The following is a 13,804-nucleotide window of genomic DNA, read 5'->3' as shown; positions in this document are numbered from 1 at the left end:
CCGACTTGAAAGGAATGACTGTGGACAAGACCGTTCTCAATACCGACCAGGCTCCGGCGGCGATCGGGCCGTATTCCCAGGGCGTCGCCGCGGGCGAGCTGGTCTACCTCTCCGGACAGCTCGGCATCGATCCCTCGACCGGCACGATGCCGGAGGGCGTGGTCGCCCAGGCGGAGCAGTCCATCAAGAACATCGCCGCGATCCTCGCCACGCGCGGGCTCACGCTCACCAATGTGGTGAAAACGACGATCTACCTCGCGGACATCGCTGACTTCGCCGCCGTAAACGACGTGTACGCCCAAGCGTTCAGCGAGCCGTATCCCGCACGCAGTGCGTTTGCGGTCGCGAACCTCCCCATGCAGGGGCTCGTCGAGATCGAGGTTGTCGCTGCGGCGTAAGGTGAGACAATCGTATTCCGTCGTCAGGCGGGCGCCGGCATCATGTCTCCTGTCGGCGCCCGCTCGTGGCAGAAGGGAAGGGTGAGTATGAAGGTCGGCGATGTTAAAGCAATCGTGTTCTCGGGTGCAGGGACCACGCGCGCGGCGGCGGAGCGCATGGGTGCGGCGTTCGGATTGCCCTTCAAGCTCTGCGACATCACGCCGCAGGGAGCGAACGCTCCAGACTTCGGGATGGGGGAACTCGCCATCTTCGCTGTCCCTGCGTTCGGTGGGCGCGTCCCCGCTCCGGCGCTCGAGCGCATCGCTGCCTGTACGGGCGACGAGACGCCTGCTGTGCTCATGGTGACATACGGCAACCGTGCCGTAGACGATACGTTCCTGGAGCTCGCGGATACGGTCGCGGAGCACGGGTTCGTGCCCGTCGCGGGCGTCGCTGTCGTTGCGCACCACTCGCTCATGACGAACGTCGCAATTGGGCGTCCCGATGAGGAGGATTTCCAGGTCGTTGACAGCGTCGCGCGCGACGTGCTCGCCAAACTCGCTGCCGTTTCCCGCGCAGGGGAGGCGGAACTTCGTGAGATTCCCGGTTCGCGCCCGTATACGCCCTACGGTGGCGTTCCCTTCAAGGCACAGGCGGACGAGAGCCTGTGCACAGCATGTGGCGCCTGTGCTGCCCAGTGTCCCGTCGGTGCCATCGACGCGGGGAACCCTAGTCAGACCGATGCGGACGCGTGCATCTCCTGTACCCGCTGCATCGCAGCGTGCCCTGTCCAGGCGCGCGCACTCTCCGGGGGAGACATGCTCGAGAGCGCCCGCGCAGGGTTTGCCGCTCAGTTTGGGGAGCCCAAGGAATCCTATGCACTGATATAGGGTGTTTCCTGCGTTTTACATGGTATTGTTGATTCAGGGCGAGCGAACCGGCCACGCCACGCGCTCGCCCAAGTGGCATCTCATCCGTACGGGAGTTAATCGACTATGGCGCTGACCGTGCACAAGATCGAAGACGTTTTCACCCTCGCCGATTTCATCAGCGACGGGCTTGGCGAGTTCGCCGAGGTCGTCGTTCACGACGCACGGGATTTCGAGTCGTCGATCGTCTACATTCGAAACGGCCATCTCTCTGGGCGCAAGGTGGGCGACGGCGCGACTGACGCCGCGCTCAAGCTAATTAAAGAAGGCGACACGACGACGTGCGGGTACGTCGTGGGCGTTGCGGCGAAGTCGGCGCAGGGAAGGCGATTCAGATCTTCCACCCTGTTCATACACGATGAGCATGGGCGGCTGATCGGCCTTCTGTGCGTCAATATCGACGTCACGATTGTTGAGACACTGGTTGGCATGCTGTCGAAGTTTATTCCCGACTATGCAAGCGGCTCGCCCGGTGAAGACCATCGTGATCTTGAGGAGACGCTTCAGGGCGACCCCGCCGAGACGACGCGCCGCATGGTGCGCTCGGTTCTGTCGAAGTATCCTTTGCCGCCGTCGAGCTTTTCGAGCGCGCAGAAGCATGAGGCGATCCTTTCGATGTATAGCGAGGGTGTGTTCCTCATGAAAGGCGCCGTTTCCATCGTGGCTGAGGAATGCGGTATGTCGGTCGCGACGGTCTATCGCTATCTCGAGAAGGCGCGCAGCGAGAACGAGTAGTGACCCGGTGCCGTGGCGACTCCGCCCGGGGATCGGGCGTTTTCCGCCGAGACGACGCCGGTCTTTTGAGTTCGCTCATCTAAGGAGGCTTTGCCATGGCATATCCCGTCTTCGACCTGCATTGCGATACCGCGACGATGCTCTCGCTGCGAAACGTGCCGGCGGACGTCGTCATGGCGGCCGGCGTGCCCGAGGCCCTCATTCCCGCCGCCGGCCAGGACCTGGCGGCAAGCTCGCTTGCGGTGTCGGCGGCGGCAGCCGACGGCGTCCCTTGGCTGCAGTGCTTCGCCTGCTTCATCCCCGACGGCTTGGATGCGGAGCAGGGGGTGGGCTTCTGGCACTGCGTCTCCACCTACCTCGACGAGCAGGTTCGCGCGCATCCGGATGCGCTCGCTGCCGTGCGAAGCGGCGCGGATGCCCGTGCGGCGATCGCGGCGGGCAAGCTCGGCGTGGTGAAGACCATCGAGAACGCACGCCTCTTCGCCGACGACCTCGAATGGGTGCACCGCTGCGCGCAGGAGGGCGTGTGCATGGCGTCGCTCAGCTGGAACGCCCGAGGTCCGCTCGCGAGCGGGCACGACGACGAGGGCGCGGGGCTCACGCCGGTGGGACGGGACGCCGTGCGCCGCATGGAAGCGGAGCGCATGGTGCTCGACGTGTCGCACCTGAACGACGCCTGCTTCGACGAGGTCGCTCGCATCGCCCAGCGCCCGTTCGTGGCGAGCCACTCCAATGCCCGCGCGGTGTGCGGCCACCCGCGCAACCTCACGGATGCGCAGTTCTGCGAGATTCGCGACCGCGGCGGCATCGTCGGGCTCAACTACTGCTGCGATTTCCTCGTGGACGACCCGCAGGCGGCGGAACCTACCTACGACGACGTGTGCGCCCACATCGAGCACTGGCTCGACCTGGGCGGCGAGCGCGTGGTGGCGCTGGGCAGCGATTTCGACGGCTGCGAGACCCCGTCGTGGTTGGCGGACGCCTCGAGGCTCGGACCGTTCCAGGAGCGGCTGACGAAGCGCTTCGGCGCGCAGCTGTGCGAGGCGCTGTGCGGCGGCAACGCGCTCGCGTTCTTCGAAGCGAACGCGTGGTAGGCGGCGCGGCGGGGGGCAGGCACACCGCTCCCGCTCGCCCTCACCTCGTGCTCGCGCGCTGCAAATATGGAAATCCGCAGCCAGTGCGGGTTTCCGCAAGTTTCTCTGGCAATTCCGCCCGCATGCGCGTATCATACCGACTCGTATTGCCCGGCTCCTGCCGGAGATTTGTCGTGCCGCGAGAAGCCAAGCGCGCGCACGGCGCGGCAGGAGGCACGAGGACAACCGCTATGTAAAATAACCCCTGGGGTGTTTTTACATGGAAGGCCACGCCCCGTGCTTAAAACCCCAAAGGAGTGAAGATGGCTGAAGAGAAGTACGTGCCCCGTCTCAAGACCAAGTACCAGAACGAGGTGCGCCAGCAGCTGCAGGACAAGTTCCAGTACAAGAACGTCATGCAGATCCCCAAGATCGAGAAGATCGTCGTGAACATGGGCGTCGGCGAGGCCGCGACCGATTCCAAGGCCATCGACGGTGCCGTGCGCGACCTGCGCGCCATCACCGGCCAGCAGCCCATGATCACCCGCGCCCGCAAGTCCATCGCGTCCTTCCGCCTGCGTGCCGGCATGCCCATCGGCGCCAAGGTCACCCTCCGCGGCGACCGCATGTGGGAGTTCCTGGATCGCCTCACCGCCATCGCGATCCCGCGCATCCGCGACTTCCGCGGCATCGACCCCAAGAGCTTCGACGGCCGTGGCAACTTCTCCATGGGCGTGACCGAGCAGCTCATCTTCCCGGAGATCGACTTCGACTCCGTCGACCGCACCCGCGGCATGGACATCACCATCGTTACCACCGCGAACACCGATGAAGAGGGCCGCGCCCTCCTCGACGGGTTCGGCTTCCCGTTCAAGAAGTAGTTTTTGCCTCGCGCACGCGGCGGCGGGTAGGTGCCCGTCGCCGCGCGGGGCTATGGATACCTTACGTTAGGAGGAAATGTGGCTAAGACATCGATGATCGTCAAGCAGCAGCGCAAGCAGAAGTTCTCGACGCGCGAGTACACCCGTTGCCAGCGTTGCGGTCGCCCGCACTCGGTCTACCGCAAGTTCGGCCTGTGCCGTGTGTGCTTCCGCGAGCTGGCGCTCCGCGGCGAGCTTCCCGGCATCAAGAAGGCCAGCTGGTAAGTCACTGCCAGCGTCGGGGATTTGCAGCCCCGGCAGGGAAGAACGTGCATGCAGGCTCGTCCGCTATGGGTGGGCGAGAACCGGTCGCACGAGTTCATCTAGAACGAAGGAGAATCTGCATGAACCTCACTGACCCGATCGCAGACATGCTTACGCGTATCCGTAACGCGAACGCTGCGAACAAGGCCGCCGTCTCCATGCCGAGCTCGAAGAAGCTCGTCGAGATCGCGCGCGTCCTCTTCGAGGAGGGTTACATCGAGGGCTACACGGTCGAGGACACCGTGCCCCAGAAGACCCTCCACATCACGCTCAAGTACGGCCCCAAGAAGCAGAAGGTCATCTCCGGCATCCGCCGCATCTCGAAGCCCGGCCTGCGCAAGTACGCCGGTGTCGCCGACCTTCCCCGCGTCCGCGGTGGTCTTGGTACCGCCATCGTTTCCACCAGCCACGGCGTCATGGCCGACCGCGACTGCCGCAAGGCGGGCGTGGGCGGCGAGATCGTCGCGTACGTGTGGTAAGCGCTTAGGCGAGTAGAAGGAAGGAGAACACCGTGTCCCGTATCGGTAAGAAGCCTGTCCAGATTCCCGCCGGAGTCGAAGTGGCAGTCGACGGCTCGCATGTGACCGTCAAGGGTCCCCAGGGCCAGCTCGAGCTCGATGTCTACAACAAGCTCGACGTGACCGTCGAGGATGGCGTGCTCACCGTGAGCCGCCCCGACGATGAGCGCGAGACCCGTGCCCGCCACGGCCTCACCCGCGCCCTCATCCAGAACATGGTCACCGGCGTGTCCGAGGGCTACACCAAGGCGCTCGAGCTCGCGGGCGTCGGCTACCGCGTCCAGCTCAAGGGCACCTCGCTCGAGCTCTCGCTCGGCTATTCGCACCCCGTGATCTACGACGCGCCCGCCGGCATCACCTTCGAGGTGCCCGACAACACGCACATCAACGTGAAGGGCATCGATAAGCAGCAGGTCGGCCAGGTCGCGGCCGAGATCCGCGGCAAGCGTCCGCCGGAGCCCTACAAGGGCAAGGGTATCCACTACGTCGGCGAGCACATCCGTCGCAAGCTCGGTAAGGCCGCCAAGTAGTAAGACCCGCCCGGACAAGTCCCGCACCCCGTTAGGTGCGGGCGAGGATTCTCAAGGAGATTTCACATGGACAAGAATAAAGCGAAAGCTGCAGGCCTTGCGCGCCGTAAGCGTCGCGTCCGCGGCAAGATCTTCGGCACCCCCGAGCGTCCGCGCCTGCGCGTGACCCGTACGAACGCCAACATCTACGCGGCGATCATCGACGACACCAAGGGCCACACCCTCGTCTCCGCCTCCACGCTCGAGGCCGAGTTCAAGGGCACCCACACGTCGAACAAGGAGGCCGCCGAGAAGGTGGGCGAGCTCATCGGCAAGCGCGCCATCGAGGCTGGCATCACCGCCGTTCGTTTCGACCGTGGCGGCCGCATCTACCATGGCCGCGTGAAGGCCCTCGCCGACGGCGCCCGTGCCGCCGGCCTCGAGTTCTAGGAGGTTAGAGCATGGCTCGTAATCGTGACAACAAGCAGCGCGAGGCCTCCGAGTTCGAGGAGCGCGTCGTCTTCATCAACCGCGTCGCCAAGACCGTCAAGGGCGGCCGTCGCATGTCGCTCGTGGCGCTCGTCGTCGTCGGCGACGGCAAGGGCAACGTCGGCCTGGGCATGGGCAAGTCGGCCGAGGTGCCGCTGGCCATCTCCAAGGCTTCGCTCGACGCGAAGAAGCACATGTTCCATGTGCCCGTGACCGACGAGGGCACCATCCCGCACGAGGTCATCGGCCACTTCGGTGCCGGCCGCATCATCATCAAGCCCGCTGTCGAGGGTACCGGCGTCATCGCCGGCGGCGCGGTGCGCCCCCTTTTCGAGCTTGCCGGCATCAAGAACGTGCTGTCCAAGTCGCTCGGCACCGACAACGGCCTCAACATCATCAAGGCCGCTGCCGAGGGCCTGAAGGAGCTCTCGAGCCCTGAGGACGTCGCTGCCCGCCGCGGCCTCACCGTCTCCGAGATGTTCGTTGGCAAGAAGGAGCGTTAAGCATGGCAGATACCATCAAGGTCAAGCAGGTCCGCAGCACCAACGGTGCCAAGCAGGACCAGGTCAGGACCATCAAGGCCCTGGGCCTCGGGAAGATCAACCGTGTTCACGAGCTTCCCGACAACGCATCTGTCCGCGGAATGATCTTCAAGGTCAAGCACCTTGTTGAGATTGTAGAGGAGTAGCAATGCAGCTTCATGACCTCACCCCGCAAGAGGGGTCGACGCATCGCCGCAAGCGCATCGGTCGCGGCAACTCCTCTGGTCACGGCACCACGGCGGGTCGCGGCCAGAAGGGTCAGCTTTCCCGTTCCGGCGGCGGCAAGGGTTCGGGCTTCGAGGGCGGTCAGACCCCGCTCGCGATGCGCCTGCCCAAGCTCCCGGGTTTCCGTAACCCGCGCCGCATCGAGTTCGCGCCCGTGAACATCGCCCGCCTCGACGAGAAGTTCGAGGACGGTGCGGTGATCGACGGCGCCGCGCTCAAGGCAGCCGGCATCATCAAGAAGGAATTCCAGCCCGTCAAGATCCTTGCTGAGGGCGAGACCAGCAAGAAGTTCACCGTCCGCGTGGACAAGGTTTCCGCTGCCGCCAAGGCCAAGATCGAGGCGGCCGGAGGGTCGGTCGAGCTCCCGTGCTAACTGGCCTGAAGAACGCGTTCCGGGTCAAGGACCTTCGGGATAAGATTCTCTTCACCATAGCGATGCTCGTGCTGTACCGTATCGGTGCACACGTCCCTGTGCCCGGCGTCCCCTTCCAGGGGATGGCGGGCCTTTTCCCCACCGAGGGCGCTATGGGGTTGCTGACGCTTTTCTCCGGCGGCGCGCTGAGCTATGTGTCGGTGTTCTCGCTCGGCATCATGCCCTACATCACGAGCTCCATCATCCTGCAGCTCCTGCAGAGCGTGATTCCGAGCCTGCACGAGCTTGCCCGCGAGGGCGAGGTCGGCCAGCAGAAGATCACCCAGTATTCTCGCTACCTCACGCTCGGCCTCTCCATCCTGAACGCGATCGGTTACCTGTTCCTCTTCAAGAGCTACGGCATCAGCTTCGCGAACGCCGACGCTCCCGAGATCATCTTCGACATCATGGTCGTCGGCACGCTCGTCGCGGGCTCCATGCTCATCATGTGGATCGGTGAGCTCATCACCCAGCGCGGTATCGGCAACGGCATGTCGCTCATCATCTTCGCGAACATCATGTCCGGCCTGCCGCAGGCGATCTTCGCCTCACTCGACGGTGACGTGATGGGTACCGTCGTGACGATCGTGGCCGTCGTGGTCGTGCTCGTCGTGATCCCGTTCATCGTGTTCCTGGAGCGCGGCCAGCGCCGCATCCCGGTGAGCTACGCCAAGCGCGTGGTGGGTCGCCGCGTCATGGGCGGCCAGTCCACCTACCTGCCCATCAAGGTGAACACCGCGGGCGTCGTGCCGATCATCTTCGCGAGCGCCCTGCTCTACTTCCCGGCGCAGCTCGCCGTGTTCTTCCCCGGCATCAACTGGGTGATGGCCGTGGCGAACGCGCTCGCGCAGGGCTGGATCAACTGGATCCTCAACGTGGTCCTCATCGTGTTCTTCGCGTACTTCTACACCTCCATGGTGTTCAACCCGGACGAGACGGCCGACCAGCTCAAGCGCCAGGGCGGCTTCATTCCGGGCGTGCGCCCCGGTCGCGCCACCGCGGCCTACATCAAGAACGTGCTCAACAAGATCACGTTGCCGAGCGCCGTGTTCCTCGCGCTCATCGCCATCGTGCCTTCGATCGTGTTCTCGGCGACGGGCAACCAGCTCATCCAATCCTTCGGTGGCACCTCGGTGCTCATCATGGTGGGCGTGGTGCTCGATACCGTCGACAAGCTCGAGGGTCAGTTGAAGACCTATAATTACGACGGGTTCTTCAAGTAAGTTCTTGCAGGAGCCCCCGTGCTGAGCGCGGGGGCTTTTGCTCATACTATGGGAGAGGAGACTCCTATGAACATCGTACTTCTGGGAGCGCCCGGTGCGGGCAAGGGCACCATGGCCCAGCGCCTCGTGGCCGACTACGGCGTGGCGCACATCTCCACCGGCGACCTGCTGCGCGCTGCCGTGAAGGGCGGCACGGAGCTGGGCGTCCAGGCGAAGCAGTACATGGACGCCGGCGAGCTCGTGCCCGACCAGCTCGTCATCGACCTCGTGAAGGAGCGCCTCGCTGCCGACGATGCGCAGAAGGGCTTCATCCTCGACGGCTTCCCGCGTAACACCGTGCAGGCCGTGACCCTCGATTCCGAGCTCTCCGCGCTCGGTCGCACCATCGACGCGGCGCTGCTCATCGACGTCGCGCCCGAGGTCATCATCGAGCGCCTCTCCGCGCGCCGCACCTGCCGCGCCTGCGGCTACACCGGCACCGCGGCCGACGCCGTGTGCCCGAACTGCGGTGGCGAGATGTACCAGCGCGATGACGACAAGCCGGAGACCATCCAGAACCGTCTCGACGTCTACGAGACCGCCACGAGCCCGCTCGTCGAGTACTACCGCGGCCAGGGCCTCCTCAAGAGCGTCGACGGTGCCCGTTCCATCGACGAGGTCTACGCCGACGTCAAGGAAGCGCTCGGTCTATGATCAAGATCAAGGAGCCTTTTGAGATCGAGGAGATGAAGAAGGCGGGCGCGCTCTCCAAGATGGCGCTCCGCCACGTGGGCGCCATGGTGCGCCCCGGCGTCTCCACGTTCGAGCTCGACCAGCTCGCCGAGCAGATCATCCGCATGCACGGGGGCACGCCGGCCTTCAAGGGCTACGGCGGGTTCCCGGGTTCCATCTGCGCCTCGCTGAACGACGCGGTGGTGCACGGCATCCCCAACCCCGACGTCATCCTCCGTGACGGTGACATCATCTCCATCGACACCGGCGCGATCGTCGACGGCTGGGTGGGCGACAACGCCTGGACGTTCTTCGTGGGCAACCCGGCGCCCGAGGTGAAGGCGCTCTGCGAGGTCACGGTGGACTGCCTGAAGGCGGGCATCGAGCAAGCCGTGCCCGGCAACCGCATCGGCGACATCGGCCACGCGATCCAGTCGCTCGCCGAGAGCCACGGCTACGGCGTGCTCCGCGAGTATGTGGGCCACGGCGTTGGCCGCGTGATGCACGAGGAGCCGAACGTCCCGAACTACGGCAAGAAGGGGCGCGGCGTGCGCCTCGAGGCCGGCATGGTCATCGCCATCGAGCCCATGATCACGCTCGGCACGCACCGCGTGAGCACGGGCGCGGATGGCTGGATCGTCACGACGAACGACCATCTGCCCGCCGCGCACTACGAGAACACCATCGCCATCACGAACGACGGCCCGGTGATCCTCACCGCCGATGCCCAGGGTCCTTGGTGCAGTCTCCAGGGCGGGGTCATGTAGCGCGTTTGGCCGCAGTCGACCTGCTGAAGGCGGGGGCGACCGCCTTATATCATTCCGTGCTCAAACAGCGCTGCGCGAACTGCGCGCGGAACGATATGGGGGACCCGCCTCCGCCTCCTTGAGTCGTTGGGGACGGGTTCAATTGACTCACGGAGTCACCGGGGACAGGTTCGATTGCTACATGAGGACGGGCGCGAGTGCAATTCGTCCATCTGGTGTGGCGAGCCAAGCATCGAGCGTTCACCTCGTCGGGGCGGGCGGGTCATATCGTCCCGCGCGCAGTTCCGCAGGGAGGCGGCGAAGCCGCCGAGCGAGGACTGTTTGAGCACGGGATGATATGACCCGCCCGCCTGTGCCGCCCCCGGTGTGCGTTCGATGTGAAATCCACATGAACGACACAGAAGATGATGTATCATAAGTCGCTGCTGTCATCATTCGAGAGAAAGATGTGCTTGTGAAGAAGGAAGACGCAATCGAGCTCGAGGGTACGGTCACCGAGCCGCTGCCCAACGCGATGTTTCGTGTCGATCTGGGTAACGGTCATACGGTGCTCTGCTCCATCTCGGGCAAGATCCGCATGAACTATATCCGCATCCTTCCCGGCGACAAGGTCGTCGTAGAGCTCTCGCCCTACGACCTCACGCGTGGGCGCATCACCTATCGGTACAAGTAGGCAGCGCGGGGCGTCCGCCCCAGCGCGGGCATCCGGCTCGCTCAACCGGATCGCGCGCACCCAGCCTTGGTAATTCACGTCTGCGGCTGGACGAGTAGATAGTAGGTTTGTAGTTTGAGCACTACCGAAAGGAAGAACGATGAAGGTACGTCCTTCGGTCAAGAAGATGTGCGATAAGTGCAAGATCATCAGGCGCCACGGAAAGGTTCTCGTCATCTGCGAGAATCCGCGCCACAAGCAGCGTCAGGGTTAAGAGAGGAGAACTACATTGGCCCGTATTAGCGGTGTCGATCTGCCGCGCGAGAAGCGCATCGAGATCGGTTTGACCTACATTTACGGCATCGGCCGCACCACGGCGTCGAAGATCTGCGCCGAGACGAACATCAACCCGGATACCCGCGTCAAGGACCTCACCGACGAGGAAGTCGACGTCATCCGTAAGTACATCGACGAGCAGCACCTCATGATCGAGGGCGACCTCCGTCGTGAGCGCAACCAGAACGTCAAGCGCCTCATGGACATCGGCTGCTATCGTGGCCTGCGCCACCGCAAGGGCCTCCCGGTCCGCGGCCAGCGCACGCACACCAACGCTCGCACCCGCAAGGGTCCGAAGCGTCAGATCGGTGCCAAGAAGAAGAAGTAGGGAGCGCTTAACACATGGCTACTGCTAAGAACAAGCGCGGCGCCACGACCCGTGTGAAGCGCGCCGACCGCAAGAACATCTCCGTGGGGCAGGCTCACATCCGTTCCACGTTCAACAACACGATCATCTCGATCACCGATCCGCAGGGCAACGTCATTGCCTGGAAGTCGGCTGGCCAGGTGGGCTTCAAGGGTTCGCGTAAGAGCACCCCGTTCGCTGCCCAGATGGCTGCCGAGGCCTGCGCCAAGGCCGCTATGGAGCACGGCATGCACAAGGTCGCCGTGTTCGTGAAGGGCCCGGGTTCCGGCCGCGAGACCGCCATCCGCTCGCTGCAGGCCGCGGGCCTCGAGGTCACGAGCATCCAGGACAAGACCCCCATCCCGCACAACGGCTGCCGCCCCAAGAAGCGTCGCCGCGTGTAACTTCTGAAAGGATCGCACTACCATGGCAATCGACAGGACTCCTGTTCTTAAGCGCTGCCGCCAGCTCGGGATCGATCCCGTGGAGCTCGGCTATAGCAGCAAGAAGGAATCGAAGCGTCAGCCCAAGCGTCGCCGCAAGGAATCTGAGTACGGCATGCAGCTGCGCGAGAAGCAGAAGGCGAAGTTCATCTACGGCGTGCTCGAGAAGCAGTTTCGCCGCTACTACGAGCGTGCCCGCAAGATGAACGGCATCACGGGTGAGAACCTCATGGTCCTCCTCGAGAGCCGTCTCGACAACGTCGTGTTCCGCCTCGGCTTCGCCCGCACTCGTCGCGAGGCGCGCCAGACGGTCACCCACGGCCACTTCACGGTGAACGGCCGTCGCGTCGACATCCCGAGCTACCTCGTCAAGCCCGGTGACGTCATCGCGGTGGGCGAGAAGTACCGCGACCTCCTCCCCATCAAGGAGGCCCTCATCCAGTCCGAGCGCTTCGAGGTTCCCGGCTGGCTCGAGGTCGACATCGAGAAGCTCTCCGGTAACGTGCTCTCGCTGCCCGCTCGCGAGCAGATCAGCACCGATATCCAAGAGCAGCTCATCGTCGAGCTCTACTCGAAGTAGTCCGCTTTGGGCTGCTGAGGCTGGAGGTTTTAATACATGTCAGAATTCATTAGGCCTCAGGTTCAGGTCGAAGAGATCAACGAGACGTCGGCGCGCGTGTCTGCCGAGCCCCTCGAGCGCGGCTACGGCGACACCCTCGGCAACTCGCTTCGTCGCGTGCTGCTGTCCTCGCTCGAGGGCGCTGCCGTCGAGGCGATCAAGATCGATGGCGTTCAGCACGAGTTCATGACCATCCCGAACATGGTGGAGGATGTCACCGACATCGTCCTCAACGTGAAGGGTCTCGTGTTCCGCGCGAACGGCACGTCGGTCGACGAGGGCACGGCGACCATCTCCATCGACGGCCCGTGCGAGGTCACCGGTGCTGACTTCTTCATCCCGTCCGAGTTCGAGCTCGTCAACCCCGAGCAGCACATCGCCACGCTGAACGAGGGCGGCCACCTCACGATGAGCATGCGCATCGGTCACGGTCGCGGCTATGTGTCCTACGAGGGCAACAAGCGCGAGAGCGACCCGATCGGCTACATCCACGTCGACTCCCTCTTCTCGCCGGTGCGCCGCTGCGCCAAGCTCGTCGAGGCGTGCCGCGTGGGTCAGCGTACCGACTACGACCGTTTGGTGCTTGAGATCGAGACGAACGGCGCCATCACGCCCCGCGAGGCCGTGGTGCAGGCCGCGAACATCATCAACCAGCACATGGCTGCGTTCATGAACCTCGCCGAGACCCCCGAGGTCGAGGAGGAGGCTTCGATCTTCGCCCCCGAGGTCACGAACGACAACGCCGAGCTCGATAAGCAGATCGAGGACCTGGATCTCTCCGTGCGCTCCTACAACTGCCTGAAGCGCGCGAGCATCCATTCGGTGCGCCAGCTTGTGGAGTTCTCCGAGGACGATCTTCTCAACATCCGCAACTTCGGCGTGAAGTCGATCGAGGAAGTCAAGGACAAGCTTGAGTCCATGGGCCTGAGCCTGAAGGCTTAAGCGGTCAGCATATAGAGGAGAAACGAGACCATGCGTCACAACAAGAAGAAGGGCCTGAAGCTCGGTACCGATGCGAGCCACACCAAGGCCATGAAGAAGAGCCTTGCCCAGGCGCTGTTCACCTATGATCGCATCAAGACCACCGAGACGCGCGCCAAGGCGCTCCGCAGCTATGCCGAGCCCATCATCACGTGGGCGAAGAAGGGCGACCTTCACTCCCGCCGTCTCGCCATCGCCAAGCTCGGCGACAAGGACCTCGTGGCCGAGATCTTCGACAAGGCCGCTCAGGGCATGTGGGCCGACCGCAACGGCGGTTACACCCGCATCATGAAGCTCGGCCCCCGCAAGGGTGACAACGCCCCGATGGTCATCATCGAGATCGTTTCCGAGCCCTGCACCCCCAAGGCCAAGAAGGCCGCGCCGGCTCCCGTGAAGCCCGTCGCGCCGAAGAAGGCCGAGGAGACCGAGGAGGAGGCTCCCGTCGAGGAGGCTGCTGCCGAGGAGACCGCCGAGGCCGAGGCTGCCGAGACCGAGGCGACCGAGGAGCAGGCCGCCGAGTAGCGGCGTGCCGCAATCGCATGTGGAAGGCCCTGCCCTGCGGCGGGGCCTTTTTTATCGGCAGTTTGATGGCTTGAAAACCCAAACTGCGCGAAACGAGCGGTTTATTGGCACCTCCTGAAGTAGCAAGAGGGTGCGCGCCAGCAAAACAGCAGGTAGTGGTGTTGCCGTTGTTGCTGCTACTCGGCCACCCCCGCATAAAACGTTCGTTTC

General features: G+C 64.1%; 22 protein-coding genes. All 22 read left to right on the top strand.

Features of this window, described 5'->3' with window-relative positions; translation table 11 throughout:
• Positions 1–20 precede the first annotated feature (20 nt).
• The 22 genes from BN423_RS07460 (at position 21) to rplQ (ending at position 13,594) form a co-directional block, all read left to right on the top strand.
• Entirely contained in the window at positions 21–398 is a 378-nt protein-coding gene (locus BN423_RS07460) for a Rid family detoxifying hydrolase (RefSeq protein ID WP_019239636.1), read from the top strand.
• 87 nt (positions 399–485) lie between these two features.
• The gene (locus tag BN423_RS07455) at positions 486–1,268 is read left to right on the top strand and encodes a 4Fe-4S binding protein (protein WP_019239635.1); all 783 of its coding nucleotides are present in this window, start codon (positions 486–488) and stop codon (positions 1,266–1,268) included.
• 105 nt (positions 1,269–1,373) lie between these two features.
• Complete coding sequence (locus tag BN423_RS07450) at positions 1,374–2,042, top strand: helix-turn-helix transcriptional regulator (protein WP_019239634.1); 669 nt, start codon at positions 1,374–1,376, stop codon at positions 2,040–2,042.
• A 95-nt stretch (positions 2,043–2,137) separates the two neighbouring features.
• Positions 2,138–3,136 (top strand): dipeptidase, encoded by a 999-nt coding sequence (locus tag BN423_RS07445; RefSeq protein ID WP_019239633.1) that lies wholly within the window; start codon positions 2,138–2,140, stop codon positions 3,134–3,136.
• A gap of 302 nt (positions 3,137–3,438) precedes the next feature.
• Positions 3,439–3,996: a 50S ribosomal protein L5 gene (gene rplE, locus BN423_RS07440; protein ID WP_019239632.1), complete on the top strand. Its 558-nt coding sequence runs from the start codon at positions 3,439–3,441 to the stop codon at positions 3,994–3,996.
• A gap of 78 nt (positions 3,997–4,074) precedes the next feature.
• Complete coding sequence (locus BN423_RS07435) at positions 4,075–4,260, top strand: type Z 30S ribosomal protein S14 (protein ID WP_026089044.1); 186 nt, start codon at positions 4,075–4,077, stop codon at positions 4,258–4,260.
• A gap of 119 nt (positions 4,261–4,379) precedes the next feature.
• Positions 4,380–4,778, top strand: coding sequence for a 30S ribosomal protein S8 (gene rpsH, locus BN423_RS07430; protein WP_019239630.1), 399 nt, complete (start codon positions 4,380–4,382; stop codon positions 4,776–4,778).
• A 32-nt stretch (positions 4,779–4,810) separates the two neighbouring features.
• Positions 4,811–5,347 carry a 50S ribosomal protein L6 gene (rplF, locus tag BN423_RS07425; protein WP_019239629.1) on the top strand — a complete coding sequence of 179 codons (537 nt, stop codon included), beginning with the start codon at positions 4,811–4,813 and terminating at the stop codon, positions 5,345–5,347.
• Positions 5,348–5,413: 66 nt separating this feature from the next.
• A complete protein-coding gene (gene rplR, locus BN423_RS07420) occupies positions 5,414–5,776 on the top strand; it encodes a 50S ribosomal protein L18 (RefSeq protein ID WP_019239628.1) in 363 nt (120 codons plus the stop codon).
• An 11-nt stretch (positions 5,777–5,787) separates the two neighbouring features.
• Complete coding sequence (gene rpsE / locus BN423_RS07415; protein WP_019239627.1) at positions 5,788–6,318, top strand: 30S ribosomal protein S5; 531 nt, start codon at positions 5,788–5,790, stop codon at positions 6,316–6,318.
• A gap of 2 nt (positions 6,319–6,320) precedes the next feature.
• Entirely contained in the window at positions 6,321–6,503 is a 183-nt protein-coding gene (rpmD, locus tag BN423_RS07410) for a 50S ribosomal protein L30 (RefSeq protein ID WP_019239626.1), read from the top strand.
• Positions 6,504–6,505: 2 nt separating this feature from the next.
• Positions 6,506–6,955 (top strand): 50S ribosomal protein L15, encoded by a 450-nt coding sequence (rplO, locus tag BN423_RS07405; protein WP_019239625.1) that lies wholly within the window; start codon positions 6,506–6,508, stop codon positions 6,953–6,955.
• Positions 6,949–8,217, top strand: coding sequence for a preprotein translocase subunit SecY (secY, locus tag BN423_RS07400; RefSeq protein ID WP_026089043.1), 1,269 nt, complete (start codon positions 6,949–6,951; stop codon positions 8,215–8,217). Before rplO ends, secY begins: the two co-directional genes overlap by 7 nt.
• Positions 8,218–8,283: 66 nt before the next feature.
• On the top strand, positions 8,284–8,910 hold the full coding sequence (locus BN423_RS07395) for an adenylate kinase (protein ID WP_019239623.1): 627 nt from the start codon (positions 8,284–8,286) through the stop codon (positions 8,908–8,910).
• The gene (gene map / locus BN423_RS07390; RefSeq protein WP_019239622.1) at positions 8,907–9,695 is read left to right on the top strand and encodes a type I methionyl aminopeptidase; all 789 of its coding nucleotides are present in this window, start codon (positions 8,907–8,909) and stop codon (positions 9,693–9,695) included. Before BN423_RS07395 ends, map begins: the two co-directional genes overlap by 4 nt.
• Positions 9,696–10,149: 454 nt before the next feature.
• Positions 10,150–10,368, top strand: a complete 219-nt coding sequence (gene infA, locus BN423_RS07385) for a translation initiation factor IF-1 (RefSeq protein WP_019127912.1) — start codon at positions 10,150–10,152, stop codon at positions 10,366–10,368.
• Positions 10,369–10,507: 139 nt separating this feature from the next.
• Positions 10,508–10,621, top strand: a complete 114-nt coding sequence (gene rpmJ, locus BN423_RS07380; protein WP_006363204.1) for a 50S ribosomal protein L36 — start codon at positions 10,508–10,510, stop codon at positions 10,619–10,621.
• Positions 10,622–10,636: 15 nt separating this feature from the next.
• The gene (gene rpsM / locus BN423_RS07375; RefSeq protein ID WP_019239621.1) at positions 10,637–11,011 is read left to right on the top strand and encodes a 30S ribosomal protein S13; all 375 of its coding nucleotides are present in this window, start codon (positions 10,637–10,639) and stop codon (positions 11,009–11,011) included.
• A gap of 14 nt (positions 11,012–11,025) precedes the next feature.
• Positions 11,026–11,433: a 30S ribosomal protein S11 gene (gene rpsK / locus BN423_RS07370; protein ID WP_019239620.1), complete on the top strand. Its 408-nt coding sequence runs from the start codon at positions 11,026–11,028 to the stop codon at positions 11,431–11,433.
• A 22-nt stretch (positions 11,434–11,455) separates the two neighbouring features.
• Positions 11,456–12,052 (top strand): 30S ribosomal protein S4, encoded by a 597-nt coding sequence (gene rpsD, locus BN423_RS07365; protein ID WP_019239619.1) that lies wholly within the window; start codon positions 11,456–11,458, stop codon positions 12,050–12,052.
• A gap of 36 nt (positions 12,053–12,088) precedes the next feature.
• Positions 12,089–13,033, top strand: a complete 945-nt coding sequence (locus BN423_RS07360; protein WP_026089042.1) for a DNA-directed RNA polymerase subunit alpha — start codon at positions 12,089–12,091, stop codon at positions 13,031–13,033.
• Between the two features lie 30 nt (positions 13,034–13,063).
• Positions 13,064–13,594: a 50S ribosomal protein L17 gene (rplQ, locus tag BN423_RS07355; RefSeq protein ID WP_019239617.1), complete on the top strand. Its 531-nt coding sequence runs from the start codon at positions 13,064–13,066 to the stop codon at positions 13,592–13,594.
• The last annotated feature ends 210 nt before the right edge of the window (positions 13,595–13,804 follow it).

Source organism: Enorma timonensis (assembly GCF_000321165.1).
GTDB lineage: Bacteria > Actinomycetota > Coriobacteriia > Coriobacteriales > Coriobacteriaceae > Enorma.
The sequence above is the reverse complement of the archived record's forward strand: the minus strand, read 5'-3'. Positions and strand labels throughout refer to the sequence as shown.